Genomic DNA, 26,335 nt, shown 5'->3' with positions numbered 1-26,335 from the left:
TGTTGCTGGGCGGATGTTCGAAACTGTCGGAGGCTGGCTGAGGAGAGGACCCGATGTCCGTCGCCAGCCCTAGAATCGGGTTCCATGCCCGGCAGTGATTTCGTCCACCTCCATGTCCACACCGAGTACTCGTTGCTGGACGGTGCGGCGAGGCTGGACGACCTGTTCACGCATGCCAAGGAGCTGGGCCAGACGGCGCTCGCGACCACGGACCACGGCTACATCTTCGGCGCCTACGACTTCTGGGCGAAGGGCCGCGCGCACGGCGTGAAGCCCATCATCGGCGTCGAGGCCTACCTCACGCCCGGCACCGCGCGCCAGGACAAGACGCGCGTGCGGTGGGGCGAACGTGGGCAGGAGGGCGACGACGTCTCCGCGGGTGGCGCGTACACCCACATGACGATGTGGGCGGCGAACACCGCGGGCATGCACAACCTGTTCCGCATGTCGTCCTACGCCTCGCTCGAGGGCCACTTCCACAAGCCGCGCATGGACCGCGACCTGCTGCAGCGCTACGCCAAGGGCATCATCGCGACCACGGGCTGCCCGTCGGGCGAGGTGCAGACGCGCCTGCGCCTGGGCCAGTACGACGAGGCTCTCAAGGCCGCCGGCGAGTTCCAGGACATCTTCGGTGCCGAGAACTTCTACGTCGAGCTCATGGACCACGGCCTCGACCTCGAGAAGCGCGTGCGCGAGGACCTGCTGCGCCTCGCCCACCAGCTGGGGGCTCCGCTGGTCGCGACCAACGACTCCCACTACGTGCGCAAGGAGGACTCGGTCGCGCACGAGGCGCTGCTGTGCGTCCAGTCCGGCTCCACCCTCAACGAACCCACCTATGAGCAGGGCGGCAAGCGTTTCGCGTTCAGCGGCGACGGCTTCTACCTCAAGTCAGCCGAGGAGATGCGCCACCTGTGGCGCGAGCTGCCCGAGGCGTGCGACTCGACGCTGGAGATCGCGGAGAAGTGCGAGGTCGAGTTCGACACCAAGGCCGACTACATGCCGGTCTACGACGTGCCGCCGGGCGAGGACGAGCACTCGTGGTTCGTCAAGGAGGTCCAGAAGGGGCTGCACGAGCGTTTCGGCGAGACCATCCCGGCGGAGGTCCAGGAGCGCGCCAACTTCGAGATCGAGGTCATCGCAGGCAAGGGGTATCCGGGCTACTTCCTCGTGGTCGCGGACTTCATCAAGTGGGCCAAGGACAACGGCATCCGGGTGGGTCCCGGCCGCGGCTCCGGCGCCGGCTCCATGGCGGCGTACGCGATGAAGATCACGGACATCGACCCGATCGTCCACCAGCTCTACTTCGAGCGATTCCTCAACCCGGAGCGCGAGTCCAAGCCCGACTTCGACATCGACTTCGACGAGCGCAGGCGCGGCGAGGTGATCCGCTACGTCACGGAGAAGTACGGCGAGGAGAAGGTCGCGATGATCGCGACCTACGGCACCATCAAGGCCAAGCAGGCGCTCAAGGATGCCGCGCGCGTGCTGGGCAAGCCCTTCGCCGTGGGCGAGCAGCTCACCAAGGCGTACCCCGAGGCGATCATGGGCAAGGACATGCCCCTGGTCGGCATCACCGACTCGTCCCACCCGCGCCACCACGAGGGCGGCGACTTCCGAGCGCTGCTGGAGACCGACCCCGAGGCGCAGCAGGTGTTCGAGCTCGCCCAGGGACTCGAGGGGCTGAAGCGCCAGTGGGGCGTCCACGCCGCCGGCGTGATCATGTCGAGCCACCCGCTCATCGACATCATCCCCATCATGCGACGCGAGCAGGACGGCGCCGTCATCACACAGTTCGACTACCCCACGGCCGAGGGCCTCGGGCTGGTCAAGATGGACTTCCTGGGCCTGAGGAACCTCACGATCCTCGACGACGCGCTCGACAACATCGTCGACAACGGCAAGGAGCCGCTGGTTCTCGAGGACCTCGAGCTCGCGGACGAGGAGACCTTCAACCTGTTGGGTCGCGGTGACACCCTGGGTGTGTTCCAGCTCGACGGCACCGCGATGCGATCGCTGCTGCGTCAGATGAAGCCCGACAGCTTCGAGGACATCTCGGCGGTGCTCGCGCTGTACCGCCCTGGCCCGATGGGCATGAACTCGCACACCAACTACGCCGAGCGCAAGAACGGTCGCCAGAAGATCGAGCCCATCCACCCGGAGCTCGACGAGCCGCTGCGCGAGGTGCTCGGCATCACCTATGGCCTCATCGTCTACCAGGAGCAGGTGCAGCGCATCGCGCAGATCGTCGCGGGCTACACGCTGGGCGCGGCGGACCTGCTGCGCCGCGCGATGGGCAAGAAGAAGAAGGAGATCCTCGACAAGGAGTTCGAGCCCTTCGAGGCCGGCATGAAGGCCAACGGCTACTCCGATGCCGCCATCAAGGCGCTGTGGGACACGCTGCTGCCGTTCGCCGACTACGCCTTCAACAAGGCGCACACCGCCGCCTACGGCGTGCTGTCGTTCTGGACCGCGTATCTCAAGGCCCACTACCCGACCGAGTACATGGCGGCGCTGCTGACGTCGGTGGGCACCGACAAGGACAAGTCCGCGCTGTACCTGGCCGAGTGCCGCCGCATGGGCATCACGGTGCTGCCGCCCGACGTCAACGAGTCCAAGGGGCTGTTCTCAGCGGTCGGCACCGACATTCGGTTCGGCCTGACGGCGGTGCGCAACGTCGGCTCGAACGTGGTCGAGGCGATCGTGAAGACGCGCCAGGAGAAGGGCGCCTTCACGTCCTTCCAGGACTTCCTCGACAAGGTCCCCGCGACCGTGTGCAACAAGCGCACGATCGACTCGCTCATCAAGGCTGGCGCCTTCGACTCGTTGGGCTACTCGCGCAGGGCGCTCAACGCCGTGCACGAGCAGGCCATCGACTCCGTCGTGGGCGTGAAGCGTCAGGAGGCCACGGGACAGTTCGACCTGTTCGGGGGCGACGCCGACCTGGGCGGCGGCGTCACGGTGGTGGTGCCCCAGCTCGAGGAGTGGGACAAGAAGACCAAGCTCAACCTCGAGCGCGACATGCTCGGCCTGTACGTGTCCGACCATCCGCTGTCCGGACTGGACCATGTGATCCGTTCGGAGGCGTCGCACCAGATCCTCGCGGCCACGCCCGCGAACGGCGTGAACGACGGCGCCCAGGTGTCATTCGCCGGCCTCGTCACCCGTGTGGACCGGCGCGTCGCGAAGTCGGGCAACGCCTACGCGATCGTGACCCTCGAGGACCTGTCGGGCGAGACGGATATCTCCTTCTTCGGGCGCACCTACGAGACGTACGCGCGCGACCTCGCCGAGGATGCGGTGCTGACGATCAAGGTGCGCGCCCGGGAGCGGGGCGACGGCGGCCTGCAGTTCTCCGCCGTCGAGCTGAGGGTGCCGAACCTCAACGTCGTGGACACCTCGCCCGTCGCCATCACGCTGCCCGCGGCGCGCGTCAACCCGCCGATGGTCGAGGAGATCAAGGGGATCCTGCGCTCCCACCCCGGCTCCGTCGAGGTGCGCATGGTGCTCACAGGCACCGGCAAGCCCATCACGATGCGTCTGGGTGACGAGTTCCGGGTCGCACGGTCGAGCGCGCTCTACGGCGACCTCAAGGCGGCGTTCGGCCCGAGCTGCCTCGCGGGCGCGTAACTACCCCTCACACCCCACCTGAGCGTCCTATGAGGACCTCACTGACGGTCCTGCCCCTTCGCCGCGTGCTGCGAGGAGATCTCAGTACAGGCTCAGCCCACCGTCCGTCTTGAGCACCTGACCCGCCACCCACGAGCCCTCCTCGGACACGAGCCACGCGATGAGCCGGGCGGGATCGGCGGGCTCGCCGAACCGCCCGAACGGGGTGCGTGCCCGCCACTCGTCGAGCGGCCCGAGGTCGCGATCCGTGGAGTCCGAGTCGAGATAGCCGGTGTTGACCGGGCCGGGGTTGACGGTGTTGAGCACGATCCCGAGCTCGAGCAGCTCCGCCGCGACCGTCGCCGTCACGCCGGCGAGCGCGGCCTTGGAGGCCGCGTACGCGACCTCCCCGCGCATCGGCCCGTCCTGCTGACCCGACGTCATCCAGATGACATGTCCGACCGGCCCGGGCAGCGGGGCACCTCGGGCTGCATCTCCCGGACGAGCGCCTCCGGCGACCCCGCCGTGCAGCGCCGCGAAGGCCTGGGTCAGCAGCAGCGTGGAGCGGGTGTTGGTCTCCCAGAAGGCGCTCAGGCGCTCCGCCGTCATGTCGTGGATGGCGCCGTCGTTGCCGCTCTTGGCGTGGTTGCACACCAGCAGGTCGAGGCCGCCGAGGGCCTCGACGGCGACGCGCACGAGCTCGCCTGGGGCCGCGCCGTCGCGCAAGTCGGCCTCGACGTCCATGAACCTCGCATCGCCCACGGCCGCGTCTCGCAGCTCGGCGACGAGCGCGTCTACGTCGTCACCGCCCCACGGCTGGTCGAGATCGTGCGGTTGGTAGTGCTGGATGGCGACGCTCGCGCCGTCGGTCAGGAGGCGGCGGGCGACGGCGAAGCCGACGCCGCGGCGGCGGGAGACGCCCGTCACGAGGGCGGTGCGGCCGGCGAGGGGAAGGTGGGTCATGGCAGTCCTGACGGTGGGTGGGTGCGGTGCGCTCGAGCGCGGCGACGTCGCCGCGCGAATCCTCACAGGCTCTGCATGGCCGCCACTGTAGCAAGGCGGGTGCGAGCGCTACCGTTGCCCACATGAGCACCCGCTCGTGGCAGCGTGTCGAGAACGCGGCCGTGGCGATCGCAGTGATCGTCGCGACCGTGGCGCTCGACCATGCCTGGTGGTGGCTGCTGGTGCTGTTCCTCGCGTTCGACCTGTCCGCGCTGGGGTACCTAGCCGGCCCGCGCATCGGCGCGTTCGTCTACAACCTCGTGCACTCGTACTGGGGTCCGGCGCTGCTGGGAGCCGCGGCACTGGCCATCGAGGCGCGCTGGGCGGGACTTGTGGCGCTCGCGTGGGCGTTCCACGTCGCCGTCGATCGGGCGATCGGGTACGGACTCAAGGAGCCTGATGACTTCCGGCACACGCACCTGGGATGGATCGGGTCCGCTCGTAAGGATGGGAGGACGCCGTGAGGTCCACGCCGCTCGAGGACGCGCGGGCGACGCCTCTCGAGGTGCTTCCCGCGACGCCTGACCGCTGGGAGGACGTCCGGACGATCCTCGGCCCCCGCAGCATGGACACGCCGTCGTGCTGGTGCCTCTCGCTGCGCGTGAGCGCGGGGGATCCGCGCATCAAGGACAAGCCTCCCGCGGCGCGCGCCGCGCTGCTGCGCGAGCTGTGCGGCGAGGCGATCCCGCCGGGGGTCCTGGGCTACCGCGACGGCGAGGTGGTCGGCTGGTGCTCGGTGTCGCCACGGTCCGCCTATCACCGGCTCGTGCATTCGCGCGTGATCCCGAAGGTCGACGAGGAGCCCGCGTGGTCGGTGGTGTGCTTCGTCGTGCGCGCCGGGCATCGCAAGCAAGGAGTGGCAGGCGAGCTCCTGGAGGGCGCCGTCGCGTTCGCACGTGAGCGGGGCGCGCCCGTGATCGAGGGCTATCCCGCTGACACGGGCGGCGCCAGGATCGATGTGGCGTCCGCATACGCGGGCTCTGCCGCGCTGTTCGCCAGGCACGGCTTCACCAAGGCGATGGACACGTCATCGAAGGTCGGCGGGAAGCCGCGCGTGATCATGCGCCGTCGGCTCGACTGAGGCCCGCAGCACGCGTCGGGAATGGCTTCTCCCGGCGCCCGGTTGTTGCTGGCAGAGCCGCTGAAGGAGCCGCCATGTCCATCGCCATCACCGCCGCCTCCGGCAACCTCGGGCCGTTGGTGATCGATGAGCTCCTGGCCCGTGGCGTGCGCCCCAACCAGATCGTGGCCGTGGTGCGCGACCCCACCAAGATCGAGAGCCTGGCGGCGCGCGGCGTGTCCATTCGCCAGGGCAACTACGACAACCCGCCCAGCCTCGCCGCCGCCTTCGAGGGCGTGGCGAAGGTGCTGATCATCTCCGGATCCGAGATCGGGCGACGCGTGCAGCAGCACAGCAACGCGATCGACGCGGCCCGCGAGGCGGGAGTGGGCCTCATCGCGTACACGTCCGTGCTGCGCGCCTCCGAGGCGCAGATCAATCCCGTCCTGCCCGAGCACGTGGGGACGGAGCAGTATCTGACGGCGTCGGGCGTGCCCCACGTGCTGCTCCGCAACGGCTTCTACACCGAGAACTACGTCGCCCAGGCGCGCCAGGCGCTCGCGAGCGGCGAGCTCCTCACGAGCGCAGGCGACGGACGGACCGCGTCCGCGACACGGCGCGACTTCGCCGCAGCCGCCGCGACGGTGCTGACGACGCCAAGCCACGAGGGCGAGACCTACGAGCTCGCGGGCGACATCGGCTGGACCATGCGCGACTTCGCGGAAGCGCTCGAGCGCATCGGCGAGAGGCAGGTGGTGGTGCGCAGGCTCGATGCTGCGCAGCACCTCGAGACCCTGCTGGGCGCTGGCGTCCCCCAGCCGGCCGCCGAGTTCGCGGTCGAGGTAGATCAGGCGGTCGCGGCCGGCGAGCTCGACGTGTACGGCTCGGACCTGGCAGAGCTCGCGGGCAGGCCCACCACGTCGCTCGAGGACGGTCTGCGCGCCGCTCTCGGATGAGCGATGGTGCGCCGCCGGTCCGGCGTCTGTGGGGCGCCCGCCCGGCGCTAGGCTGACCGTGTGCTGAGCCGAATCGACCTTCGCGACCGCGACCTCACGACCCGTGAGCTGCTGGGCGTCGTGCCCCGCGCGGACGTCGACGTGGCCGATGCGCTGGCCACCGTCCAGCCCATCCTCGCCGACGTCCGGGCCAGGGGCGAGGCGGCGCTGCGCGAGTACGGCGAGCGGTTCGACGGCGTGACGCCCGAGCACCTCCGCGTGCCCGCCGGTCGCATCGAGTCCGCGCTCGACACGCAGGACACGGCGGTTCTCGACGCCCTCCGCGAGGCCATCGCCCGCGTGCGCACGTTCCACGAGGCCACCGTGCCGCCGCCGGTGAGCGTCGATGTCGCCCCGGGCGCGACCGTCAGCCAGCGCTGGATCCCCGTGGGCCGTGTGGGCCTGTACGTCCCCGGCGGGCTCGCGGTCTACCCGAGCTCGGTGGTCATGAACGTGGTGGCCGCGCAGGCGGCGGGCGTGCAGTCGATCGCCGTCGCCACGCCGCCGCAGAAGGCGTTCGACGGCGAGCCCCACCCGACCATCCTTGCCGCGTGCGCGCTGCTCGGCATCGACGAGGTCTACGCCGTGGGCGGCGCGCAGGCGATCGGGATGCTCGCGTACGGCGTCGAGGAACTGTGCGACCCAGTCGACGTCATCACAGGCCCCGGCAACGTCTACGTCGCCGCCGCCAAGCGCGCGGTCAACGGCGTGGTCGGCATCGACGCCGAGGCGGGCCCGACGGAGATCGCGATCATCGCGGACAGCACGGCCGACGCGGACTTCATCGCCGCCGACCTGCTCAGCCAGGCCGAGCACGACCCCATGGCCGGCTCGGTGCTGATCACCGACGACGAGGACCTCGCCGACCGCGTCGAGGAGGCCCTTCACCGCCGCAGCGACGAGACCAAGCACCTCGCGCGCACCAAGGAGGCGCTCACGGGCCGCCAGAGCGCCATCATCCTCACGGGCAGCATCGACCAGTCCATCGAGGTCGCGGACGCCTACGGCGCGGAGCATCTCGAGATCCACACCCGCGACGCCAGCGCGGTGGCCGAACGCATCACGAGCGCCGGCGCGATCTTCGTCGGCCCGCACAGCCCCGTGCCGCTGGGCGACTACCTCGCCGGCTCCAACCACGTGCTGCCCACGGGCGGCACAGCGCGCTTCGCGAGCGGCCTCAACACCACGAGCTTCCTCAAGGCCGTCTCGACCATCCACTACAGCGCCGATGCGCTGGCCGAGGTGGGGGAGAAGGTCGTCGCCCTCGCGAACGCCGAGGACCTTCCGGCTCACGGCGAGGCCATTCGCGCCCGGCTCAAGCGGCTGCGGGGATAGTGCCGATGCTCGGGCACGGCCAGCACGGACCGCGCCTGGGCGCTGGGCCGTGTGGCCCGCGACTACGCAGAACGCGGACGGTGGGGCGATGCCGGTGATCGATGGCGAAGCGTTGGCCGACGGTGACGCCGTCGCCGGCACGGGCGCGCTCGTCGAGGCGGACGCACTCTCCGAGTGGAATGCCGGCGACGGCAGCTACTTCGGCTCGTTCGGCGGCTTCTGCGAGGCGAGGGAGATCGGGGTCGTGGTGCTGGACGAGGTCGCTCTCCCCTCGCCGTGACGGCCGTCCGGACCGCCAGCGGTCAGTCGTCGCGCGCCGCCGCTCCGTCGAGGTGCTGGCGCACGCGCCGCTCGTCGTCGTCCGACAGCCCGGCGCGCGGCCGGTCCGCGAGCTCGTCAGACTGCACCTCCTCGAACTCGAGCACGCGAGCGAGCGTCTCCCGCAGCGGGCGCGTGGTGAGGCCCGCGGCTCGGGCGGCCCGGGTGTCGAGGGTGGCGAACCACCGCATGTCACCGTCGTCGATCCACAGCGGCAGCGAGCACGCGCCGCTCCACGGGCTCACGCCGGCGTCGCGCAGGGCATCCGAGTCCACCCACCGGGGCACGGCGCGCGAGCCGGCGACCTGCGCCGACAGCTCGACGACCTCCGCGAGCGTCGTGGTCTCTCCTGTCGCGTTGAAGATGCCGTCGAGCCGCTGCTCCGCTGCGTGGACGGTCCATGCCGCGAGGTCGTCGACGTCGATGAGTGCCGTCGCCTGCTCGCGATCATCGGGCACGATGACGTCGTCCCCGGTGGGGTGGGCGAAGCGCCAGGGGTAGTAGCCGCTGCGGCGGCTGAGATCGCCAGGCCCGCCGATCAGTCCGGCACGGATGACCGTGGACGTGGCGGGCGCCGCGCGCACCAGCTGCTCGCAGGTCACCTTCGCGCGGCCATAGTCGGCCTCGTCATCGAGGTCGTCGAGGGGCGGGACCGTGGCGGCGGTCTCCGGTTGCTCGCGGCGGTCGAACCGTGGGTACACACTTGCCGTCGAGACGAGCACCCAGTGCTCGGTGTCGAGATCGCGCACGGCCCGCTCGACGTGACGAGGCTTCCTGGACACGTCGATGACGGCGTCCCAGCGGTCGGCAGCGACAGGCGCCAGGCCGTCGTCCTCGTCGCGGTCGATCGGAATGAAGGCGCAGCCGTCCGGCGCGGGCGCGGACCCGCGAGCCGCACAGGTCACGTCGTGGCCGCGGCTCAGGGCGTGGAGGGCGGTCGCGCGGCCCAAGAACGCCGTGCCGCCGAGCAGGAGAATCCTCACAGCTCCATCCAAGGACGTGGGCCGTCGCGCTTCAAGCCGCTTCGCGCACGGCGCAACCCGGCCGTTCGTGCCGCTCGAGCGTCAACGCATGCCCAGCACGAAGGGCAGCACGGCAGCTGCGCCCGCACGGCGCAGTTCACGCGCCGCGACCGTCAGGGTCCATCCGGAGTCCGTGTAGTCGTCGACCAGCAGCACCGAGCGGCCGCTCAACCCCGCCAGAGCAGCACCGTCGAGCTCGAGCGTCAGTCGCCGCACGACGCCCGCGAGTCTCTGGGCGGAGTTGACGTCGTGTCGCTGCGGCTCCTCCGCTCCGGGACGCGGCGCGATCCAGCCGACGAACGGCACGCCCAGGTAGCGCGCGAGTCCTGGGCCGAGGTGGCCGGACAGCTGCGGCCGCTTCACCGACCGCACCCCCACTACGCCGTCGACGCGCGGCGCGCGACCGCCGCCGGCGCCCGGCCCCCACAGGTCGGCCCAATCCTCGAGCGCGCGCACCGCGGCACCACGCAGCGGGACCGGTGTCTCGCCGTCGACCACGGCGCCGTCCTCGGTCCGCACCTCGAAGAGGTCGCGCAGCGCGCCCGACCAGCCGAGGCCGTCGAACCGAGCGATGGCGCGCCCGGTCGCGGCCTGCTCGTCCGCCGGGATGCGCCCGCGCAGGTCGAGTCCCAGGGAGTCCAGACCGCTCGGCCACTGCCGCCGCGCCACGATCTCGACGCCCACCTTGTCGAGCCCGTCCCGCACCGCCCCCACGGCATCGGCGTCCGGCGCATCGGGGAGAGCGAGCCCTCCGCAGTTGTCGCAGCGGCCGCACTCCCACCCGTCCGACAGGTCGGGATCATCGAGAACCGTGCGCAGGAACGCCATCCGGCACGTCTCGAGCCGCTCGTAGGCGATCATCGTGTCCTGCTCTGCCTCGCGAGCGGCTGCCACACGCGCGTAGCGCTCGGCGTCGTACTCCCACGGCTCGCCGGTCGCGAGCCACCCTCCCTGCACGCGCCGCACGGCGCCGTCCACGTCGAGCACCTTGAGCATCGACTCGAGGCGGCCACGGCGCAGGTCGACCTGCGTCTCGAGCGCGGCAACAGACACCGGCGAGGCCGTCCCGAGCGCTGCCAGCGCGGCGCGCACCTGGTCCTCGGGCGGGAAGGCCTGCGAGCCGAACCACTCCCAGATCGCCTTGTCCTCGGGCCCGGGCAGCAGCACCACCTGCGCGCGATCCACGCCGCGGCCGGCACGGCCCACCTGCTGGTAGTACGCGATGGGGGAGGAAGGCGCGCCCACGTGGATGACGAACGCGAGGTCGGGCTTGTCGAAGCCCATGCCGAGGGCGGACGTCGCGACCAGCGCCTTCACGCGGTTGCCCTTGAGGTCCTCCTCGAGCTGCTCGCGCTCGGCGGGGTCGGTGCGGCCGGTGTAGGCACCCACCTCCAGTCCTGCCTCGCGCAGCTGGGACGCCACCTCCTCGGCCGCGGAGACGGTGAGGCAGTAGACGATCCCCGAGCCATCGATGTCGCGCAGCGCGGCGGCGAGCCACGCCACGCGCGTCGCGGGATCCGGCAGCTGGACCACGCCCAGGTGCAGCGACTCGCGATCGAGGGCCCCGCGCAGCACCAGCACGTCCTCGCGCGCGGCGAGGTCGGCTCCCCGCACTCCCAGCTGTTCGGCGACATCCGACGTCACCCGGGAGTTCGCGGTCGCCGTGGTCGCGAGCACCGGGATGCCGTCGGGCAGCTCCGCGAGCAGGGTGCGGATCCGCCGGTAGTCCGGCCGGAAGTCGTGTCCCCAGTCGGAGATGCAGTGCGCCTCGTCGATGACGACCAGGCCCGCGTCGCGCGCGAGGCGTGGCAGCACCTCGTCGCGGAACTGCGGATTGTTGAGCCGCTCGGGCGAGCACAGCAGCACGTCCACCTCGCCGGCCGCGATGGCGGCGTGCACCTGGTCCCATTCGGTGACGTTCGCAGAGTTGACGGTCACCGCACGGATCCCCGCGCGCGCGGCGGCGGCGATCTGGTCGCGCATGAGCGCGAGCAGCGGCGACACGATGATCGTCGGCCCCGCGCCGCGAGCGCGCAGCAGCGCCGTCGCGACGAAGTACACGGCCGACTTGCCCCATCCCGTCCGCTGCACCACGAGCGCCCGCGCGCGGCGCGCGACCAGCGCCTCGATCGCGCGCCACTGGTCCTCGCGCAGCGCGACGTCGTCGCGACCCACGAGCGAGCGCAGCGCCGCCTCGCCCTCGGCTCTGAGTTCGGCTCCGCCGCGCAGCCCGCTCACATCGGACAGCGCCGATGCGCTCGAGGGGTCGAGCACGGAGGTGTCAGATTCAGCGGAGTCGCCAGTCATGCCCACCACCGTAGGCGCGACCACCGACAAGCCCAGCCAGCGCATCGGCCGTGCGCACGCCGCCACTAGACTCCCTGCCATGACCCTGCCCCTGCGCCCCGAGCTGGTCGGGCTGGAGCCGTACGGCGCTCCTCAGCTGGACGTCGTCGCGCGCCTCAACGTCAACGAGAACCCGTACTCGCCGCCCCCGGCCGTCGTGGACGCGATCGCGCAGGCCGTCCGCAAGGCCGCCGAGGGCCTCAACCGCTACCCCGACCGCGACTTCACGGCCCTCAGGGCCGACCTGGCGCACTATCTCGAGGTCGAGTCGCACGTGGACTTTGTCGAGGTGCGCAACATCTGGGCCGCGAACGGCTCGAACGAGGTGATGCTGCACCTGCACCAGGCCTTCGGCGGGCCCGGCCGCACAGTGCTGAGCTTCGCGCCCACGTACTCGATGTATCCCGAGTACGCGCGCGACAGCCTCACCGAGTACGCGACGCTGCCCAGGCGCGAGGACTTCCACCTCGACATCGAGGCCGCGCAGGCCGCGATCCGCGAGCTGCACCCCAGCCTGGTGCTCGTCGCGAGCCCCAACAACCCCACGGGCACGGCGCTCACGCTCGACGAGGTGCGGGGCCTCATGGCGGCCGCGGACGACGTGCCCGGTGGGTGCGTGGTCGTGATCGACGAGGCGTACGGCGAGTTCCGTCGGCGGGGCGTGCCGAGCGCGGCGACCATCATCCCCGAGCACGCGAACCTGGCCGTGAGCCGCACCATGTCGAAGGCGTTCGCCCTGGCAGGCGGGCGACTGGGATACCTGGTCGCGCACGAGCCGGTCATCGACGCCCTTCGGGTGGTGCGCCTGCCGTACCACCTGAGCGCCGTCACGCAGGCGGTGGCACGCGCCGCCCTCGCGCACCACCGCGAGCTGCAGGCGCAGGTCGACGAGATCCGCGCCGAGCGCGACGAGACCGTCGAATGGCTGCGCGAGCAGGGCTACACGGTCGCGGACTCGGACGCGAACTTCGCGCTCTTCGGGCCGTTCGAGGACCGTGAGAGGGTGTTTCAGGGGCTGCTGTCGCACGGGGTGCTGATCCGTGTGGTGGGGCCCGAAGGCTGGCTGCGGGTGTCGATCGGCACGCCGCAGGAGATGGCGCTGTTCCGCAGCGCGCTACTGGAGGTCACCGCATGAGCCGCACCGGACGCATCGAGCGCAAGACGAGCGAGTCCGAGGTCCTGGTCGAGCTCGACCTCGACGGCTCCGGCGCCACGGACATCAGCACCGGGGTGCCGTTCTACGACCACATGCTCACCGCGCTCGGCAAGCACTCGCTCATGGACCTCACGGTCAAGGCCACGGGAGACGTGCACATCGACAGCCATCACACGGTCGAGGACGTGGCGATCTGCATCGGCGAGGCGCTCCGACACGCGCTGGGCGACAAGGCCGGCATCTCGCGGTTCGGCGATGCGATGGTGCCGCTCGACGAGGCCCTCGCGCAGTGCGTGGTCGACGTGTCCGGCCGGCCCTACTGCGTGCAGGTGGGCGAGCCGGTGGGGCAGGCGACGCACCTGATCGGCGGCAACTTCGCGGGCTCCCTCACGGGTCACGTGCTCGAGTCGATCGCGCACCACGCCGGGATCTGCGTGCACATGCGCGTGCTCGCGGGCCGCGACCCGCACCACATCGTCGAGGCGCAGTTCAAGGCGCTCGCGCGCGCCCTGCGGGCGGCGGTGGCGGCCGATGCGCGGGTGAAGGGCATCCCTTCCACGAAGGGCGCGCTGTGACGGACGAGCAGGGCCAGTCGGGCGGTGCAGCAGACGAAGTCCCCGACGACCTGTCGAGCCTCGCCGACGCCAAGCCGATGGGGGAGTCCGGCAAGCACATCGACAACGACACGGTCGCGCTGTTCACGCCCATCCAGAACGGGCGCGTGCTCGCGGCCGTGTGCTCGCTGAACGGCGTCAAGGGCCAGACCATCGAGACGTCGGCCGGCGCCTTCGCGGTGCTCGACGACACGAGCGCCGGTGCCGTCGACGCCGCGGGCCAGGTCATCAGCGCCTTCGTGAAGACGCAGCCCATCCTCGCGATGGAGCGGCGCAAGGGCCAGATCACCATCACCCGCTGGCTCGGCGGTCAGAAGGGCGACACGCTGCCGCCAGGCCTGGCGCTCGACAGCGCTCCCGGCGTGATCACCACGCTCATGGCCGGCACGCAGACCATCGACGAGCTCGCCGCGACCCATCCCGGCAAGACCTTCGAGGCCCGCATGGGCCGCATCGAGGCGTTCCGCGAGCTCCGCCGCGCGTCGAAGGCCGCGAAGAAGCAGTACAAGGCTCAGCAGGACAACAAGAACAGCTCCAACCCCGACCCGAGCGGCGAGTAGTCCGTGGCTCGGCGCGACCCGGCCGGCGCATCGGCGCTGCCACTGCGAAGCCCGAGAGGCGAGCTCAGCGAATCCGCCGCTCTCGCACCGTCGCCTCCGCGGCCCTGACCTTCTCGTCGGCCTCCGCGATGCCCTTGTCATAGCGCGCCTGCGCCTCGTTCATGCGGACCGTGGCCTGCTCGGTCGCGGCGGTGACCGCCTCCTCCGCCTCGCGCACGGCGTCGTCGCGCTGGCGCAGAACCTCGTCCACGCTGTGGGCGGCGGCGCCCACGCGGGCCGCGAACCCGCGCACATCGGACTCCTGGTCCGGCCGGAATGCGACTGTCTCCGCGGTGCCGTCCGCGTCGCTGATGACGAGGTCGACGCGGCGGGTGTCCGCCGCGCCCTCGGCGGTGGCGGGGGAGCCCGCGGCCGTCGCCTCCGCGCTCAGGTCAGGGGTGACGTCCCTGGTGCCGCTGGGCGTCTCGAGCGTGCGTGACGTGAGCGCGACCGTGCCGCTCGGTCCCTTCACCGCATCGATCTGGTCGGTGCCGATGGCGAGGGCCGACTCCAGCCTGGAGCGAGCGTCCTTGACCGCGCGCTGGCCGTCCTTCTCAACGGCTTTGAGGTCCGCCTTGAGCTCGCTGACGCGCTTCTTGCGGGCGCGCTCGGCGTAGTGCAGATCGCGCTGCTCGGGCGTCATCGCCTTCACGCGCCGCCGCGCCGCGAGCCTGAGCGCGATGATGATGAGCAGCAGTGCGACCGCGACCGCAGCGACGATGATGAGGACCTGGGTGGTGTCCATGGTGTGCCTCCTTGCAGTGGACAACCGAGTCGGGTGCGCCTTCATGCCCTCGTTAGACTGATGAGGTGACCTCCCCCCTCGTCTGCGTCCTCGACTACGGCTTCGGCAACGTCCGCTCCGCGGTGCGCGCAGTCGAGCACGTGGGGGCGCGCGTGGTCCTCACCGACGACCGCGTGGTCGCCGAGAACGCGGACGGCCTGATCGTCCCCGGCGTGGGCGCGTTTGAGGCGGTCATGACCGGGTTGAAGGGCGTGCGCGGCGAGCAGGTCATCGGGCGCAGGCTCTCCGGCGGACGGCCGGTGCTGGGCATCTGCGTGGGCATGCAGGTGATGTTCGAGCGCGGCGTCGAGCACGGCGTGGAGACGCCGGGCCTCGACCAGTGGCCCGGCACCGTCGAGAAGCTCGAGGCGCCCGTGGTGCCCAACATGGGCTGGGCGAGCGTCGAGGCGCCGGAGGGCTCGACCCTGTTCGCGGGGCTCGAGGACGAGCGCTTCTACTTCGTCCACTCCTATGGCGCGCGCGAGTTCCCGCTGGGCACCACCGAGGACACCGGCCGCTTCAAGGCGCCGCTCGTCACGTGGTCCGAGGCCGGCACGGCCGATGCGCCCGACAGGTTCGTCGCGGCCGTCGAGAACGGCCCGCTCGCCGCGACGCAGTTCCACCCCGAGAAGTCGGGCGAGGCCGGGCTCCAGCTGTTGCGCAACTGGGTCGCGACGCTCTAGCGAGACGCCGATGCGCATCGTCCTGGAGCCTGACGAGATCGCCACGGCGCTGCGCTCTCAGGTGCGCGAGGTCACGGCGGCTCGCGTCACTGGCGACGGCGAGCTCGAGGTCGACGTGGCCCTCGCGGTGGGGCCGGTGAGGGCATCCGGCACCGGCACCGTGCGCGAGGTGACGGTCGACGGAGGGCGGTTGCGCGCCGTCGCGGACGTCCGCGCGGGCCGGTTCCGTGCGCCGGGGTTCGCGCTGCGGATGGGCCTGGCGCGACTGTGGAAGCCCGAGCGCTCGAGCCTGCCGCCCGGGACGGTGGACATCGACGTGCGGGGCTCCGCCATGCACATCGACCTGGACGTGCGCGCGCTCGCGGACCTGCTTGCACCCATCATCGGTCTGCGGATCGTGGTCGAGCGCGTCGAGATCGGTCCTGCTGTGACGGTGATCGGCACCCTCGTCGCCGCGTAGTCAGTCGCAGCAGCCGTCGTCGCAGCCGTCCTCACATGCGCAGTCCTCCGTGTGCCCGTGGAGCAGCGCACCCGAGGTCGCGCAGCATCCGTCGCCCTTCCACGCCTCGCGGCCCTCACGCACCGCGAACGCGGCGATGACGAGCGCCGCGGCAGGGTCGGCCCACCACCAGCCGAGCCACGCGTTGAGGACCAGCCCCACGAGCAGCGCGACGGACAGGTAGGCGCAGATGAGGGTCTGACGTGAGTCAGCGACCGCCGTGGCCGAGCCCAGCTCGCGTCCCGCGCGGCGCTCGAGGTACGACACGGTCGGCATGATCGCCACGGACAGTGCGGCGAGCACGATGCCGATGGAGGAGGACTCGGGCTCGGAGCCGGTGAGCAGCGACCGCCCCGCCTCGAAGGTGACGATCGCGGCCAGCGCGAAGAACGACCACGCGATGAGCCGCATCGCCCGTCGCGACCGCTGCGCAGGGTCGGGCGCCGTGAACTGCCAGGCGACGATCGCCGCCGACCCCACCTCGACCACCGAGTCTAGCCCGAACCCGATCAGCGCCGTCGAGGACGCGGCAGCACCCGCCGCAAGCGCGACGATCGCCTCGACCACGTTGTATGCGATCGCGAGCGTCACGATGATGCGGATCCGCCGCGTGAGCAGCGCGCGGCGCCCGGCGGTGAGCGATGGGGAAGGGAGGTGCGTATGCGCGGCCATCAGCAGGTGCACTCCTCTCCGTCGCAGCACGTGGGGTCGAGCGTGAAGGTCAGCGCGAGCAGCGCGTCGAGCGCGACGGCGATGGAGCCGTCGGCGAGCGAGTAGTGGGCGTGGCGGCCGCGCTTCTCGGCGCGCACCAGCCCGCAGCCGCGCAGGCACGTGAGGTGGTTGGACATCGACTGGCGGCTCACGTCGAGCTCGGCGGCCAGGTCTGCCGGGCAGTGGCTGCCGTGGCGCAGTGCGAGCAGGATCGCGGCGCGAGTGGGGTCGGACAGCGCGTGGCCCACGTGCGCGACCGCGCGCGTGTGGCCGGGGTGTGCGCACTCGACGTGATCGCGCGGCTCCGCGGCGAGTGCGTCTGTCGTCGCGGGCACCGTCGAGACGGCCGATGCGCTGGCCGGCATCAGGTCGATCGTGTCAGCGGGAGACGAGGTGGCGCTCATGGAGTCCAGTTTAGTACAGCGAACGGTGTACTGTCACGGCCGCGAGGTCAGCGCGGTAGCCTGGTGCCCGCCTCACGCGCGCACGGCACTCAGCCCGCGCATCGGCGCTGCCGACGAGCCCTCACGAAAGCGAGACCATGACCGAGAACCCGCGCCTCGAGCTCCTGCCTGCGGTTGATGTGGCCGATGGCCAGGCCGTCCGCCTCACCCAGGGCGCGGCCGGCACGGAGACCGGGTATGGCGACCCGCTGTCCGCGGCGCAGGACTGGGTCGACGGCGGGGCCGAGTGGATTCACCTCGTGGACCTCGACGCGGCGTTCGGGCGCGGCGAGAACGCCGCGCTGCTCGAGTCGGTCGTGAAGTCGGTGGACATCAAGGTCGAGATGAGCGGCGGCATCCGTGACGACGAGTCGCTCGAGCGCGCGCTCGCGACCGGCTGCGCCCGCGTGAACATCGGCACGGCGGCCCTCGAGAACCCCGCGTGGACCGCGCGCGCCATCGCCAAGCACGGCGACCGCGTGGCGGTAGGCCTTGACGTGCGCGGCACGACGCTGTCGGGCCGCGGCTGGACCCGCGACGGCGGCGACCTGTGGGACGTGCTCGCGCGGCTGGACTCCGAGGGCTGCGCCCGCTACGTCGTCACCGACGTGAAGAAGGACGGCATGCTGTCGGGCCCGAACTTCGAGCTGCTCGCGCAGGTGTGCGAGGCGACCGACCGGCCCGTGGTCGCGTCCGGCGGCGTGAGCTCGCTCGAGGACATCGCGGCGATCCGTACTCTGACTGGCCAGGGCGTCGAGGGCGCGATCGTGGGCAAGGCGCTGTATAACGGCAACTTCACGCTGCCGCAGGCGCTCGACGTCGCCGGCCGCCCCTAAGAGCTCAGGTGCGCCGGTGAGCCCGGTACCGCTCAACACACGGCGGTGACGGGTGGTGCTGGTGTGTCGGGTGCGCCTGCACGGGAGCCACATGCGTCGCATGAGTCCCAGGTGTGTGTTGAGTGGTACGCCACGTCCCGGGAACAGCGTCACCGAGAGCGCGTAGCATCGAACCATGAGCGACGGCGAGCCCGCGAAGGAGATCCCCGAGTCGATCTTCTCCGATGACGACGGCAGCGCGGACGCCCACCTGGCCCAGGCGCTCATCCGCCACTCGCACGGCAAGACCACGCTCGCGGACGTCGTGGATGCGCTCGCCTACGCGCGTGTGCTCATCCCCGTGCTGGCGAGCGGTGAGCGGCGCGTGATGGGCGCCCACGGCGTCGAGAAGGACAAGGTCGCGTCGACCGGCGTGGTCGCGGTGCAGATGCCCGACGGGCGTGCCGCGCTGCCGGTCTTCACGGACGTCGACGCGATGCGGGCATGGAACGACAAGGCACGGCCGATTCCCGCCGAGGGGCCGCGCGCCGCGCTCGCGGCCGTCGCCGAGGGCTGGTCGAGCCTCGTGATCAACCCCGGCATGGAGACCGTGCTGGTGCCCCGGCCGGCGGTATGGGCGCTCGGGCAGGGAGAGACGTGGCGGCCCGCGGTGGTCGAGGGCATGGTGGTCGAGGACGTGCGCGAGGCCGTCGCGACCGCGATCACCACGGACAGCGCGCTCAAGGCGGTCGAGGCGATCCCGGGAGCGGGAGCCGAGATCTCCATCGTGCTCAGCCTCGCGCCCGGCCTCACCAAGCCCGAGCTCGACTCCGTCGTGGAGCGCGTCCAGCGCGAGCTCGCGCATTCGGATGTGGTCGCTCAGCGCGTGGACACGCTGGAGCTCAAGCTCACGACCGCGGTGTGACCCGCGGCAGCGCCCGCCTCAGGACTGGCTGCACTCGAGCGAGTCCGGCACCAGCAGCGAGGGCTGGGCGAGCAGCGTGTTGAGCATCGTGACGGGGACGATGAAGCTCTGGCCCACGGCGTTGTTGGCGTAGACCACGCCCACGACCTCGCCGTCGTCGCTCAGCACGGGAGAGCCCGAGGAGCCCGGCTCGACCACGGCCGTGGTGGCCAGCACGGTATCGACGGCGCCACCGTCCTCGACGGGGTCGGGGACGGCGCCCAGCACCACCCCCGAGACCGTCGTGAGGCGGCCGCCGCCGGGGTAGCCCACCACGGTGATGACGTCGCCCTCCTCGGGGTCCTGGGTCGCGCGTGCGGCGAAGGCGCCGCCCAGCGGCTCGGTGGTGGTGATGATCGCGATGTCGGCGACCGTGGTGGAGGAGGCCGCGGTGGCGTCGATCACGCGGCCGTCGTGGGTGGAGACCTGGATGTTCTTCGAGTCCTCGATCACGTGACGATTGGTGACGAGCGTGAACGCGTCGAGCGCGAAGCCCGAGCCGGTGCGCACGCCCACGCCGCAGCCGATGCTGCGCACCCGCAGCGTCATGCGCTGGGCGGCCGTGAAGCCGTCGGGGGACAGGCCCACGTTCTTGGCGACGGGCGTCGCGGTGGGCTCGGGCACCCAGTCGGACGGCATGGCCTGAGGCTCCGCTGGCAGCGCAGCGCAGCCCGACAGCGCCAAGGCCGTCGCGGCGAAGAGAGCGAGCGCGCGCCTCACTCGGTGAGCTCCGCGAGCATGCGCTGCTGGTTCTGCTCGGCCGTCGCGCACAGCTCGCTCACGCTCTTCTCGAAGGCCGCGAGCTCCTGGGGGTCGTAGTCGTCGGGGGTCTTCAGGTACTGGGTGAGCTGCTGCTGGCCGTCGACGCAGCGCTGGAGGGACGTGGCCGTCGACGTCGCGGTGGTGAGGTGACCCTCGAGAAGGTCGATCTGCTGGCTCGCGAACGTCGACTCGTCGATCGCGCTCTGCGACTCGGCGCTGAGGTCGAGCACCCGCTGGTTCGACGTCGCGAGCTGCTGGCTGAGCAGCTCGATCTCGGACTCGAGCCCCATCGTGGTCGCCTGCTCGGAGGACAGCTGCGCGCCCAGGTCGTAGTTGACGGTGGTCAGCTCGTCGGCGCGCGCCTCCCACGCCTCGGTGGTGTTCCACAGGTGCCAGTTGAGCGCCACGGACACGCCCAGCAGCAGGAGCAGGACGATCGACGTCGCGATCCAGCCTGCACGGCCCCGGCGTCGCGGGCGCTCCCGACGATGATCCCGGCGGCGTTCATGCTCATCGTCCGCGTAGTTGAACACTGCGGGCGGCGGGTCGGAGCGGCGCCGGCGGTGCGGGGCGCCGTCCTCGTCGACGGAACCGGAGGCCGAGTGCTCGACGAGCGCCGCGGGGGCGGGCTCGTCCTCGTCCGCCTCGGAGGCGTCAGACTCGGGGTCCGCATCGGACTCGGGGGTGCCGTCGTCAAGTTCCTCGGCACTCGCGGCACTCAGCGGATGGGGGCCCCGGGTGGGGGCCGATGCGCCCTCGGCTTGGCGCGCACCGGCGCCGTCGTCGGTGGCCTCCGTCGCGGCGTCGTCGGCGCTCCCGGTGCTGCCAGCAGCACTGTCGCCGACGGGGGAGGCGGTTGCCGCATCGGCTTCGCTGGCCTTGTCGATGTCACGGGACGTGTCGGCGGAGGACGCGTCCGTCGCGTCCGCGTCGGTGTCGCGCGCGGTGCGCGCGTCCGTCGATCCGGTCCCCGTGCTCATCTAGGTGACTGCCCCCGTGTACTTCTCGCCGGGGCCTTCCCCCGGAGCGTCCGGGATGACCGAGGCCTCCCGGAATGCCAACTGTACGCTCCGCAATCCGTCGCGAAGCGAGCGTGCGTGAGTGTTGCCGAGATCGGGTGCGGATGCCGTGACCAGCCCGGCGAGCGCATTGATGAGCGCCCGGGCCTCGTCGAGGTCCTGATGGCCCTCGCCATCCTCGGCGAGCCCGCACCTGAGCGCGGCAGCGCTCAGAAGGTGAACGCTCACGGTCGTGATAAGTTCCACGGCGTTGACCTCGGCGAGGTCGCGGGCGGCGGCTGCGGAGGCCTCGCGGAACGCCTGGGCGCCCGCCTCCTGTGAAGATTCGCTCATTCTGCTATCCTTGATGACTGACCGGCCGGGGATCGCTCCTTGGCGCGCAAGTGGAGTCCACCTCCCACCCTAGGGCCAAAGCAATGGGCCAGGGTCCAGGTCTCGGCGTTCGCCATGCGTGGAGCATGGCGGGATCCGGAGCCTCGGTGGGCCTCTGCTCGTGTTCGGGCAGGGGCCTTTTCCTCTGCCCGGCGGGTAGCCGAAGACCACAGAGGAGTCACTCATCAACGAGCCCCGTATCAACGAGCGCATCCGCGTCCCCGAGGTCCGCCTGGTCGGACCCAATGGTGAGCAGGTGGGCATCGTCCGCATCGAGGACGCCACCCGACTCGCGCAGGAGGCGGACCTCGACCTCGTCGAGGTTGCGCCCAACTCGCGTCCCCCAGTCGTCAAGCTCATGGACTACGGAAAGTTCAAGTACGAGGCGGCGGTGAAGGCTCGCGAGGCGCGTCGCAACCAGGCGAACACCGAGATCAAGGAGATGCGGTTCCGTCTCAAGATCGACGAGCACGACTACGAGACCAAGAAGGGCCACGTCATCCGCTTCCTCAAGGGCGGCGACAAGGTCAAGGTCACCATCATGTTCCGTGGACGCGAGCAGTCGCGTCCCGAGATGGGACGTCGCCTGCTGCTGAAGCTGGCCGACGAGCTGCAGGAGTTCGGCGTGGTGGAGAACATGCCGTCTCAGGAGGGTCGCAACATGTCCCTCGTGCTCGGGCCGCTGAAGAAGAAGGCGGAGGCCATGGAGGAGCAGCGCAAGGCTCGGGAGGAGCGCAGGCAGGCCGGCAAGACCGAGCGTGCCGAGCGTGCCGCGGCCAAGACCGCCAAGCAGACGTCGGGCGCCGAGCCCGCTTCGGACGAGCAGTCCGAGTAAAGACCCGCACGTCCCCACCGGGGCGCGCAGACTCAAGAAGGGGCAGTCATGCCGAAGAACAAGACCCACTCGGGCGCCAAGAAGCGCTTCAAGCTCACCGGCTCCGGCAAGGTGAAGCACGCGCACGCCATGAACGTGCACAAGTTCGAGGAGAAGACGTCCTCGCGCAAGCGCCGTGTGGCGCAGGACGCGATCCTGTCGGACGCGGACTCCAAGAAGGTCAAGAAGCTGCTGGGCAAGTAAGTCCCGCTACACGTCACAAGGAGTAAGAAACATGGCACGCGTCAAGCGGGCGGTCAACGCCCAGAAGAAGCGCCGCAGCACCCTCGAGAGGGCCCAGGGTTACCGGGGCCAGCGCTCGCGCCTTTACCGCAAGGCGAAGGAGCAGGTCACCCACTCGATGGTCTACAGCTACAACGACCGTCGCAAGCGCAAGGGTGAGTTCCGCAAGCTGTGGATCCAGCGCATCAACGCCGCCGCCCGTGCGAACGGCATCACCTACAACCGTCTGATCCAGGGCCTCAAGCTCGCCGAGATCGAGGTGGACCGCCGCATGCTCGCCGAGCTCGCGGTGAACGACGAGGCTGCCTTCGCCGCCCTCGTGGAGACCGCCAAGAAGGCGCTCCCCGAGGACGTCAACGCGCCCGCCGCGTAAGTCCCAGGCATGACAGGACGCCCCGCGGGGCCCGACGACCTCACGGTCACGCTCTCGAATCCGAGGGCGGAGCGCGTGAGGAAGGTCGCGGCCCTGACGGGGCGTTCTGCGCGTTCACGGGCAGGCCAGTTCCTGGTCGAGGGGCCGCAGGGGGCGCGTGAGGCTGTCGCCTTCGCGCCGTCGCGCGTGCGCGACCTCTACTGCAGCGCCGATGCGCTGGCGAGGCACCGCGACATCGTCGCCAGTGCTCTGGAGGCCGAGCTGTGGGTGCACCTCGCGACTGACGAGGTCATCGAGGCGATGAGCGCCGATGCGCAGGGGATCATCGCGGTCGTGGAGTCGACGGGCTCGTCGCTGGACGACGTGGTCGCGGCGCGCCCGCGTCTCGTGGCCGTGCTGAGCAACGTGCGCGATCCCGGCAATGCCGGAACGGTGATCCGTGCCGCTGACGCGGCCGGCGCGGATGCCGTCGTGCTCGCCGGCGACAGCGTCGACATCACTAACCCCAAGGTGGTGCGGTCGACGGCCGGCAGCCTGTTCCACCTGCCGATCGCGCGGGCGCCGCTCGCGGACGCGCTGGTCGCGCTCAGCGAGACTGGGCTCGCGCTGCTGGCCGCCGATGGCTCGGGCGACGTCGAGCTCTTCGCCCCCGGGCTCGACCTGGCCGTGCCTACCGCGTGGGTGTTCGGCAACGAGGCGTGGGGCCTCAGCGACGAGGATCTGTCGCTCGTGGACACCGTGGTTCGCATCCCCATCTACGGCCGCGCCGAGAGCCTCAATCTCGCGACCGCGGCTTCTGTGTGCCTGTACGCGACTGCCACGGCGCAGCGGAGCTGAGGCCGCGCATCGGCGCCGCTGACGTGACCGCGGAGAGGGCCGCGGTGCTAGGGTGCCGCCTGGATCGAGAGGGAGCTGATGGCTGACGAGACGGTGGCGCTGGACATCCCGGGCGCGCGTGGCAACGTGGCGCTGCAGGGCGCCGAGGGCGTATTCTACAAGGTGCTCATCGACGGGCAGCCCATCAAGCGAGCGAAGGGCCACTGGCCCATCCCCATGCGCAACGGCAGCACCGGCAAGCTCGAGTCCCGCGGCATCCTGCCGGGGTTCCAGAAGCTCGTAATGGGAGACCGCGAGGTCTACCAGATGGGCGCGCACGCGACCACGCTCGAGAAGAGCCTGATGTTCCTGCCGCTGCTGCTCGTCGTGTTCCTGTTCCCCGGGATGGTGCTCGCGCTGATCCTGTTCTTCATGAACGTGTTCGTCGTGAAGAACGCACAGTTCCCTCGGGCGCTGCGCGTCGCGTTGCCGATTGTGAACACCCTCGCGGGGGGCATCATCCTGGCGATCCTGACGGGTCTGGTCTAGCGCCTTTCGCGCTCGTTCGCTGCTCGCGCGCGGCGCCAATGCGGGGTTGTCCCCAGGTTTCGCGCTTGCCCTAGTCGCGAGCTGGGTTTGCCCGCTAGGGTCGCGAACATGACTCGGGGCGGGCGGGGCTTGGCAGTGCTGTCGGCGACGGCGTGCCTGGCGCTCGCCGCGTGCAACGGTGCGCCCGAGGTCGAGGCGACGCCTTCGCCCACGCCTTCCCTGACCGAGATCGCCGTCACCTCGCCCTCGCCGACTCCTTCGCCCACCACGACCGCGCTGACCGAGGAAGAGGTGCTCGCGGCGATTCCCGAGGAGGCGCGGAGTGAGGACTTCCCGGGCGCAGTGAGCTTCGCAGAGTTCTTCTTGATCGAGTCTCAGGATGTCTTTGTGCATCAAGACATACGGCTGCTCAAAGCCTTAAGTCTTCCGGGCTGCGTGTACTGCGAGAACACAGTGGAGGCTGTGCAAACGATGGTGGACGATGGGGTCACAGCGAGAGGAAGCAAACTGACGGCCGCGACCGGCGCGGCTCAAGGAGGCGAGCAGCCGGACGCGACTTGGCGAGTTGTGATGGACGTGGAGATCTCGGAGTCGGACATCTTCGACGACAACGAGCGACTCATCGACACTCGCGCTCCGCAGCAAGCGACACTGACAGTTGTCCTAGAGTTGCAGGGCTCCGGCTGGCGAGTAGTAGACGTCGCGTCACAGCAGGCATGACATTCAACCGGCTCGGGCGTATCGGACACCGGTCTAGCAGTCTGACCACGATCGGTTCCTGGCTTCTGGCGCTCGTGATTGCGGAGAGCCCGCCCGACGAAACCGACTACTTGCCCGACATTGTCGGGCGAACCGACGGGAGCTCCGTGACATCGGGCGCCAACGTCAGCTCGGACGAGTGGCCTGACAGGAGCGGTAACGCCACTGCGAGCGAAACCGGCGCACCGCGCGACCGGTATCAGCGCCACGCTGTGTGCGACGAGTGGTTCATCGCCGGGCCAGGCATAGACCAGCCTTCGACTTCGTGGGATGGCGATATTCCAGACTGCATCACTGCTTGGGCGGGCCCAGAAGATCTCTGTCCTGAGGGCGCGACGCCCGCCTTGCCGCTCTGGGTCTCGCGGTACGACGAAACGAGCGGACAGTATGGTCCTTGGACGCAGGTGTCCGGCTATTCGTGCCCGGCCGACCCATTGCCGGCCGCGATCTTGGCGGAGTGGCGCCGCATGTCCATCGAACCCACCGAGATCGCGTACCTCCCAGAACTCGGGTGGGCGATCGCAAGGTTGGGCGTCACGCCCTCCATCGATGACTCGGCGCAGATGCGAAACCTCACCGTGCTCGGCACTCCGGTGACGCTCCGCGCCACGCCGGTGGAGTTCGCATGGTCGACGTCGGATGGCGCGTCCGTCGAGACGGGCTCCGCGCGGCTTGGCGAACCGCTCACGTTCGAACCGCGCGAGCATCGGGTGACCGTGGCCCTCACCACGACCTGGGAGGGCCACTACAGCCTCGACGGCGGCTCGACGTGGCTGTCGGCGCCCGGCACCGCGACCACGACGAGCGCGCCCAGCAGCCTCCACGTCTTCAATCCGAGCGTGCGGCTGGTGAACTGCGACACCGCCGGCGACTGTCAGGATGGCAAGCCCGCGCCCGCGCATGCGGCGACCATCACGGATCCTGACTCGGACGGCATCGACAACCACACCATCCCGGATGAGGACATCGCCGACTACCTGGACGCCCGAGCGAGCGGCCGCACGTGGCACGGCACAGCTCGCATCTATCCGCTTAGCGACTGACTACGCGTCGGGCTCGGGGATGTGCGGGTCCGGCGGACGGTGCGCCGCAGGTCCCGCGCGGTAGGTGTCGAGCTTCCGCGCCTCCTCGACGCTCGGCTCGCGCCCCTCGACGAGTGCGACGAGGGCCGCGAGATCTGCCGGCAGTGCGCGCTCGAGTGTCGCGCGCATCGTCATCTCGATGTCTCGAGCCTGTGGACCCTCGAGCCATGCGCGAATCTCGACCCGGCTGCCGTTCTCGAGGGGCCTTGCCTCGTGATTGACGGTCAGGGTCGTGGCATTGCCGTCGACGTCCTCGGCGACGACGGTGGTGTCGGCGTAGACGTGCGGCTCGACGAGTGCCGTGACCTCGAACGGCGCTGGCTCGCTGCCGCGCGCCTTGGACGTGCCGCGGGAGCCCAGCTCCACAGGAGTCTCGATCTCGAACCACTCCATGCTCGACGCCCACTCGGGGTGAGTGGGCAGGTCCACCCAGCGCTCGAAGAACGCCTCGGGAGGTGCGGTGGACGTGTGGATGACGCTGCCGACTTCGATCATGCGTCCACGCTAACCGGTGGCAGCGCACGGTGGTAGGCC

At 70.5% G+C, this 26,335-nt stretch carries 30 protein-coding genes; 20 read left to right on the top strand and 10 right to left on the bottom strand.

Annotation, left to right across the window (positions count from 1 at the left end; all coding sequences use genetic code 11):
* Window positions 1-84 precede the first annotated feature (84 nt).
* The gene (gene dnaE, locus B7K22_RS10890; RefSeq protein WP_084040263.1) at window positions 85-3,627 is read left to right on the top strand and encodes a DNA polymerase III subunit alpha; all 3,543 of its coding nucleotides are present in this window, start codon (window positions 85-87) and stop codon (window positions 3,625-3,627) included.
* Window positions 3,628-3,708: 81 nt separating this feature from the next.
* Here dnaE and B7K22_RS10885 read toward each other — a convergent pair whose 3' ends face one another.
* Window positions 3,709-4,569, bottom strand: coding sequence for an SDR family oxidoreductase (locus B7K22_RS10885; RefSeq protein ID WP_084040262.1), 861 nt, complete (start codon window positions 4,567-4,569; stop codon window positions 3,709-3,711).
* Between the two features lie 122 nt (window positions 4,570-4,691).
* Here B7K22_RS10885 and B7K22_RS10880 point away from each other — a divergent pair, with 122 nt between their 5' ends.
* The 5 genes from B7K22_RS10880 to B7K22_RS10860 all read left to right on the top strand — a co-directional run bounded on the left by B7K22_RS10880 (window position 4,692) and on the right by B7K22_RS10860 (window position 8,278).
* Window positions 4,692-5,072 (top strand): DUF4260 domain-containing protein, encoded by a 381-nt coding sequence (locus B7K22_RS10880; protein WP_084040261.1) that lies wholly within the window; start codon window positions 4,692-4,694, stop codon window positions 5,070-5,072.
* Window positions 5,069-5,689 (top strand): GNAT family N-acetyltransferase, encoded by a 621-nt coding sequence (locus B7K22_RS10875; RefSeq protein WP_234983465.1) that lies wholly within the window; start codon window positions 5,069-5,071, stop codon window positions 5,687-5,689. The genes B7K22_RS10880 and B7K22_RS10875 overlap by 4 nt, the downstream gene beginning before the upstream one ends.
* Before the next feature lie 74 nt (window positions 5,690-5,763).
* Window positions 5,764-6,624: an SDR family oxidoreductase gene (locus tag B7K22_RS10870; protein WP_084040260.1), complete on the top strand. Its 861-nt coding sequence runs from the start codon at window positions 5,764-5,766 to the stop codon at window positions 6,622-6,624.
* 60 nt (window positions 6,625-6,684) lie between these two features.
* Window positions 6,685-7,998, top strand: a complete 1,314-nt coding sequence (gene hisD, locus B7K22_RS10865; RefSeq protein ID WP_084040259.1) for a histidinol dehydrogenase — start codon at window positions 6,685-6,687, stop codon at window positions 7,996-7,998.
* Between the two features lie 88 nt (window positions 7,999-8,086).
* Window positions 8,087-8,278: a hypothetical protein gene (locus B7K22_RS10860; protein ID WP_084040258.1), complete on the top strand. Its 192-nt coding sequence runs from the start codon at window positions 8,087-8,089 to the stop codon at window positions 8,276-8,278.
* Window positions 8,279-8,300: 22 nt separating this feature from the next.
* Here B7K22_RS10860 and B7K22_RS10855 read toward each other — a convergent pair whose 3' ends face one another.
* Together B7K22_RS10855 and B7K22_RS10850 are read right to left on the bottom strand one after the other, a co-directional pair.
* A complete protein-coding gene (locus B7K22_RS10855; protein WP_084040257.1) occupies window positions 8,301-9,299 on the bottom strand; it encodes an NAD-dependent epimerase/dehydratase family protein in 999 nt (332 codons plus the stop codon).
* Between the two features lie 81 nt (window positions 9,300-9,380).
* Entirely contained in the window at window positions 9,381-11,645 is a 2,265-nt protein-coding gene (locus B7K22_RS10850) for a RecQ family ATP-dependent DNA helicase (RefSeq protein ID WP_084040256.1), read from the bottom strand.
* Between the two features lie 79 nt (window positions 11,646-11,724).
* On the opposite strand from B7K22_RS10850, the gene B7K22_RS10845 reads away from it, so the two are divergent.
* The 3 genes from B7K22_RS10845 to B7K22_RS10835 are packed head-to-tail and all read left to right on the top strand — an operon-like array spanning window position 11,725 to window position 14,014.
* Window positions 11,725-12,819, top strand: a complete 1,095-nt coding sequence (locus B7K22_RS10845; protein WP_144276399.1) for a histidinol-phosphate transaminase — start codon at window positions 11,725-11,727, stop codon at window positions 12,817-12,819.
* Entirely contained in the window at window positions 12,816-13,415 is a 600-nt protein-coding gene (hisB, locus tag B7K22_RS10840; RefSeq protein WP_084040254.1) for an imidazoleglycerol-phosphate dehydratase HisB, read from the top strand. Before B7K22_RS10845 ends, hisB begins: the two co-directional genes overlap by 4 nt.
* The gene (locus B7K22_RS10835; protein WP_084040253.1) at window positions 13,412-14,014 is read left to right on the top strand and encodes a hypothetical protein; all 603 of its coding nucleotides are present in this window, start codon (window positions 13,412-13,414) and stop codon (window positions 14,012-14,014) included. The genes hisB and B7K22_RS10835 overlap by 4 nt, the downstream gene beginning before the upstream one ends.
* Before the next feature lie 64 nt (window positions 14,015-14,078).
* Here the strand turns inward: B7K22_RS10835 and B7K22_RS10830 are convergent, their stop codons facing one another.
* Window positions 14,079-14,798 carry a hypothetical protein gene (locus B7K22_RS10830; RefSeq protein ID WP_084040252.1) on the bottom strand — a complete coding sequence of 240 codons (720 nt, stop codon included), beginning with the start codon at window positions 14,796-14,798 and terminating at the stop codon, window positions 14,079-14,081.
* Window positions 14,799-14,863: 65 nt separating this feature from the next.
* Between B7K22_RS10830 and hisH the strand changes: the two genes are divergently transcribed.
* Both hisH and B7K22_RS10820 read left to right on the top strand, forming a co-directional pair.
* Complete coding sequence (gene hisH, locus B7K22_RS10825) at window positions 14,864-15,520, top strand: imidazole glycerol phosphate synthase subunit HisH (RefSeq protein WP_084040251.1); 657 nt, start codon at window positions 14,864-14,866, stop codon at window positions 15,518-15,520.
* Window positions 15,521-15,530: 10 nt separating this feature from the next.
* The gene (locus B7K22_RS10820; protein ID WP_084040250.1) at window positions 15,531-15,980 is read left to right on the top strand and encodes a hypothetical protein; all 450 of its coding nucleotides are present in this window, start codon (window positions 15,531-15,533) and stop codon (window positions 15,978-15,980) included.
* On the opposite strand, the gene B7K22_RS10815 is transcribed toward B7K22_RS10820, so the two are convergent.
* Entirely contained in the window at window positions 15,981-16,691 is a 711-nt protein-coding gene (locus B7K22_RS10815; protein WP_084040249.1) for a cation transporter, read from the bottom strand. It abuts the gene before it with no gap.
* Window positions 16,691-17,134, bottom strand: a complete 444-nt coding sequence (locus B7K22_RS12475; protein WP_371327673.1) for an ArsR/SmtB family transcription factor — start codon at window positions 17,132-17,134, stop codon at window positions 16,691-16,693. Before B7K22_RS12475 ends, B7K22_RS10815 begins: the two co-directional genes overlap by 1 nt.
* Window positions 17,135-17,271: 137 nt before the next feature.
* Between B7K22_RS12475 and priA the strand changes: the two genes are divergently transcribed.
* Together priA and B7K22_RS10800 are read left to right on the top strand one after the other, a co-directional pair.
* Window positions 17,272-18,009, top strand: a complete 738-nt coding sequence (gene priA, locus B7K22_RS10805; protein WP_084040248.1) for a bifunctional 1-(5-phosphoribosyl)-5-((5-phosphoribosylamino)methylideneamino)imidazole-4-carboxamide isomerase/phosphoribosylanthranilate isomerase PriA — start codon at window positions 17,272-17,274, stop codon at window positions 18,007-18,009.
* Window positions 18,010-18,184: 175 nt separating this feature from the next.
* A complete protein-coding gene (locus B7K22_RS10800) occupies window positions 18,185-18,913 on the top strand; it encodes an SseB family protein (RefSeq protein ID WP_084040247.1) in 729 nt (242 codons plus the stop codon).
* 18 nt (window positions 18,914-18,931) lie between these two features.
* On the opposite strand, the gene B7K22_RS10795 is transcribed toward B7K22_RS10800, so the two are convergent.
* The 3 genes from B7K22_RS10795 to B7K22_RS10785 all read right to left on the bottom strand — a co-directional run bounded on the left by B7K22_RS10795 (window position 18,932) and on the right by B7K22_RS10785 (window position 21,066).
* Window positions 18,932-19,591, bottom strand: a complete 660-nt coding sequence (locus B7K22_RS10795; protein ID WP_084040502.1) for a serine protease — start codon at window positions 19,589-19,591, stop codon at window positions 18,932-18,934.
* A 77-nt stretch (window positions 19,592-19,668) separates the two neighbouring features.
* Window positions 19,669-20,694 (bottom strand): hypothetical protein, encoded by a 1,026-nt coding sequence (locus tag B7K22_RS10790; protein ID WP_084040246.1) that lies wholly within the window; start codon window positions 20,692-20,694, stop codon window positions 19,669-19,671.
* Window positions 20,695-21,066 carry a DUF1844 domain-containing protein gene (locus B7K22_RS10785; RefSeq protein ID WP_084040245.1) on the bottom strand — a complete coding sequence of 124 codons (372 nt, stop codon included), beginning with the start codon at window positions 21,064-21,066 and terminating at the stop codon, window positions 20,695-20,697.
* Window positions 21,067-21,289: 223 nt separating this feature from the next.
* Here B7K22_RS10785 and infC point away from each other — a divergent pair, with 223 nt between their 5' ends.
* From infC to B7K22_RS11970, 7 genes are all read left to right on the top strand, one after another.
* On the top strand, window positions 21,290-21,940 hold the full coding sequence (gene infC, locus B7K22_RS10780; RefSeq protein WP_084040244.1) for a translation initiation factor IF-3: 651 nt from the start codon (window positions 21,290-21,292) through the stop codon (window positions 21,938-21,940).
* Window positions 21,941-21,988: 48 nt separating this feature from the next.
* Window positions 21,989-22,183, top strand: coding sequence for a 50S ribosomal protein L35 (gene rpmI, locus B7K22_RS10775; protein WP_084040243.1), 195 nt, complete (start codon window positions 21,989-21,991; stop codon window positions 22,181-22,183).
* Window positions 22,184-22,214: 31 nt separating this feature from the next.
* Window positions 22,215-22,595 (top strand): 50S ribosomal protein L20, encoded by a 381-nt coding sequence (rplT, locus tag B7K22_RS10770; protein WP_084040242.1) that lies wholly within the window; start codon window positions 22,215-22,217, stop codon window positions 22,593-22,595.
* Between the two features lie 9 nt (window positions 22,596-22,604).
* A complete protein-coding gene (locus tag B7K22_RS10765; protein ID WP_084040241.1) occupies window positions 22,605-23,432 on the top strand; it encodes an RNA methyltransferase in 828 nt (275 codons plus the stop codon).
* Between the two features lie 78 nt (window positions 23,433-23,510).
* Window positions 23,511-23,960 (top strand): hypothetical protein, encoded by a 450-nt coding sequence (locus B7K22_RS10760; protein WP_084040240.1) that lies wholly within the window; start codon window positions 23,511-23,513, stop codon window positions 23,958-23,960.
* 108 nt (window positions 23,961-24,068) lie between these two features.
* The gene (locus B7K22_RS10755) at window positions 24,069-24,680 is read left to right on the top strand and encodes a DUF6318 family protein (RefSeq protein ID WP_144276398.1); all 612 of its coding nucleotides are present in this window, start codon (window positions 24,069-24,071) and stop codon (window positions 24,678-24,680) included.
* Window positions 24,677-25,762 carry a hypothetical protein gene (locus tag B7K22_RS11970; RefSeq protein WP_144276397.1) on the top strand — a complete coding sequence of 362 codons (1,086 nt, stop codon included), beginning with the start codon at window positions 24,677-24,679 and terminating at the stop codon, window positions 25,760-25,762. Before B7K22_RS10755 ends, B7K22_RS11970 begins: the two co-directional genes overlap by 4 nt.
* On the opposite strand, the gene B7K22_RS10745 is transcribed toward B7K22_RS11970, so the two are convergent.
* A complete protein-coding gene (locus tag B7K22_RS10745; RefSeq protein ID WP_084040237.1) occupies window positions 25,763-26,296 on the bottom strand; it encodes a hypothetical protein in 534 nt (177 codons plus the stop codon).
* Window positions 26,297-26,335: the final 39 nt, after the last annotated feature.

The organism is Demequina sp. NBRC 110053 (assembly GCF_002090095.1).
In the GTDB taxonomy this organism is placed as follows: Bacteria; Actinomycetota; Actinomycetes; order Actinomycetales; family Demequinaceae; genus Demequina.
This window is presented reverse-complemented; position numbering and strand designations above follow the sequence as displayed.

What these genes read in the sequence shown, in the direction of transcription:
- B7K22_RS10795 (WP_084040502.1), bottom strand. Translation starts at nt 19,591, where the DNA reads ATGCCGTCCGACTGGGTGCCCGAGCCCACCGCGACGCCCGTCGCCAAG.
- B7K22_RS10790 (WP_084040246.1), bottom strand. Translation starts at nt 20,694, where the DNA reads ATGAGCACGGGGACCGGATCGACGGACGCGCGCACCGCGCGCGACACC.
- B7K22_RS10845 (WP_144276399.1), top strand. Translation starts at nt 11,725, where the DNA reads ATGACCCTGCCCCTGCGCCCCGAGCTGGTCGGGCTGGAGCCGTACGGC.
- B7K22_RS10800 (WP_084040247.1), top strand. Translation starts at nt 18,185, where the DNA reads ATGAGCGACGGCGAGCCCGCGAAGGAGATCCCCGAGTCGATCTTCTCC.
- B7K22_RS10815 (WP_084040249.1), bottom strand. Translation starts at nt 16,691, where the DNA reads ATGGCCGCGCATACGCACCTCCCTTCCCCATCGCTCACCGCCGGGCGC.
- B7K22_RS10830 (WP_084040252.1), bottom strand. Translation starts at nt 14,798, where the DNA reads ATGGACACCACCCAGGTCCTCATCATCGTCGCTGCGGTCGCGGTCGCA.
- B7K22_RS10850 (WP_084040256.1), bottom strand. Translation starts at nt 11,645, where the DNA reads ATGACTGGCGACTCCGCTGAATCTGACACCTCCGTGCTCGACCCCTCG.
- dnaE (WP_084040263.1), top strand. Translation starts at nt 85, where the DNA reads ATGCCCGGCAGTGATTTCGTCCACCTCCATGTCCACACCGAGTACTCG.
- B7K22_RS10820 (WP_084040250.1), top strand. Translation starts at nt 15,531, where the DNA reads ATGCGCATCGTCCTGGAGCCTGACGAGATCGCCACGGCGCTGCGCTCT.
- B7K22_RS10880 (WP_084040261.1), top strand. Translation starts at nt 4,692, where the DNA reads ATGAGCACCCGCTCGTGGCAGCGTGTCGAGAACGCGGCCGTGGCGATC.
- B7K22_RS10885 (WP_084040262.1), bottom strand. Translation starts at nt 4,569, where the DNA reads ATGACCCACCTTCCCCTCGCCGGCCGCACCGCCCTCGTGACGGGCGTC.
- B7K22_RS11970 (WP_144276397.1), top strand. Translation starts at nt 24,677, where the DNA reads ATGACATTCAACCGGCTCGGGCGTATCGGACACCGGTCTAGCAGTCTG.
- B7K22_RS10760 (WP_084040240.1), top strand. Translation starts at nt 23,511, where the DNA reads ATGGCTGACGAGACGGTGGCGCTGGACATCCCGGGCGCGCGTGGCAAC.
- B7K22_RS10870 (WP_084040260.1), top strand. Translation starts at nt 5,764, where the DNA reads ATGTCCATCGCCATCACCGCCGCCTCCGGCAACCTCGGGCCGTTGGTG.
- B7K22_RS10745 (WP_084040237.1), bottom strand. Translation starts at nt 26,296, where the DNA reads ATGATCGAAGTCGGCAGCGTCATCCACACGTCCACCGCACCTCCCGAG.
- hisB (WP_084040254.1), top strand. Translation starts at nt 12,816, where the DNA reads ATGAGCCGCACCGGACGCATCGAGCGCAAGACGAGCGAGTCCGAGGTC.
- B7K22_RS10755 (WP_144276398.1), top strand. Translation starts at nt 24,069, where the DNA reads ATGACTCGGGGCGGGCGGGGCTTGGCAGTGCTGTCGGCGACGGCGTGC.
- rplT (WP_084040242.1), top strand. Translation starts at nt 22,215, where the DNA reads ATGGCACGCGTCAAGCGGGCGGTCAACGCCCAGAAGAAGCGCCGCAGC.
- rpmI (WP_084040243.1), top strand. Translation starts at nt 21,989, where the DNA reads ATGCCGAAGAACAAGACCCACTCGGGCGCCAAGAAGCGCTTCAAGCTC.
- priA (WP_084040248.1), top strand. Translation starts at nt 17,272, where the DNA reads ATGACCGAGAACCCGCGCCTCGAGCTCCTGCCTGCGGTTGATGTGGCC.
- B7K22_RS12475 (WP_371327673.1), bottom strand. Translation starts at nt 17,134, where the DNA reads ATGAGCGCCACCTCGTCTCCCGCTGACACGATCGACCTGATGCCGGCC.
- B7K22_RS10785 (WP_084040245.1), bottom strand. Translation starts at nt 21,066, where the DNA reads ATGAGCGAATCTTCACAGGAGGCGGGCGCCCAGGCGTTCCGCGAGGCC.
- B7K22_RS10860 (WP_084040258.1), top strand. Translation starts at nt 8,087, where the DNA reads ATGCCGGTGATCGATGGCGAAGCGTTGGCCGACGGTGACGCCGTCGCC.
- B7K22_RS10765 (WP_084040241.1), top strand. Translation starts at nt 22,605, where the DNA reads ATGACAGGACGCCCCGCGGGGCCCGACGACCTCACGGTCACGCTCTCG.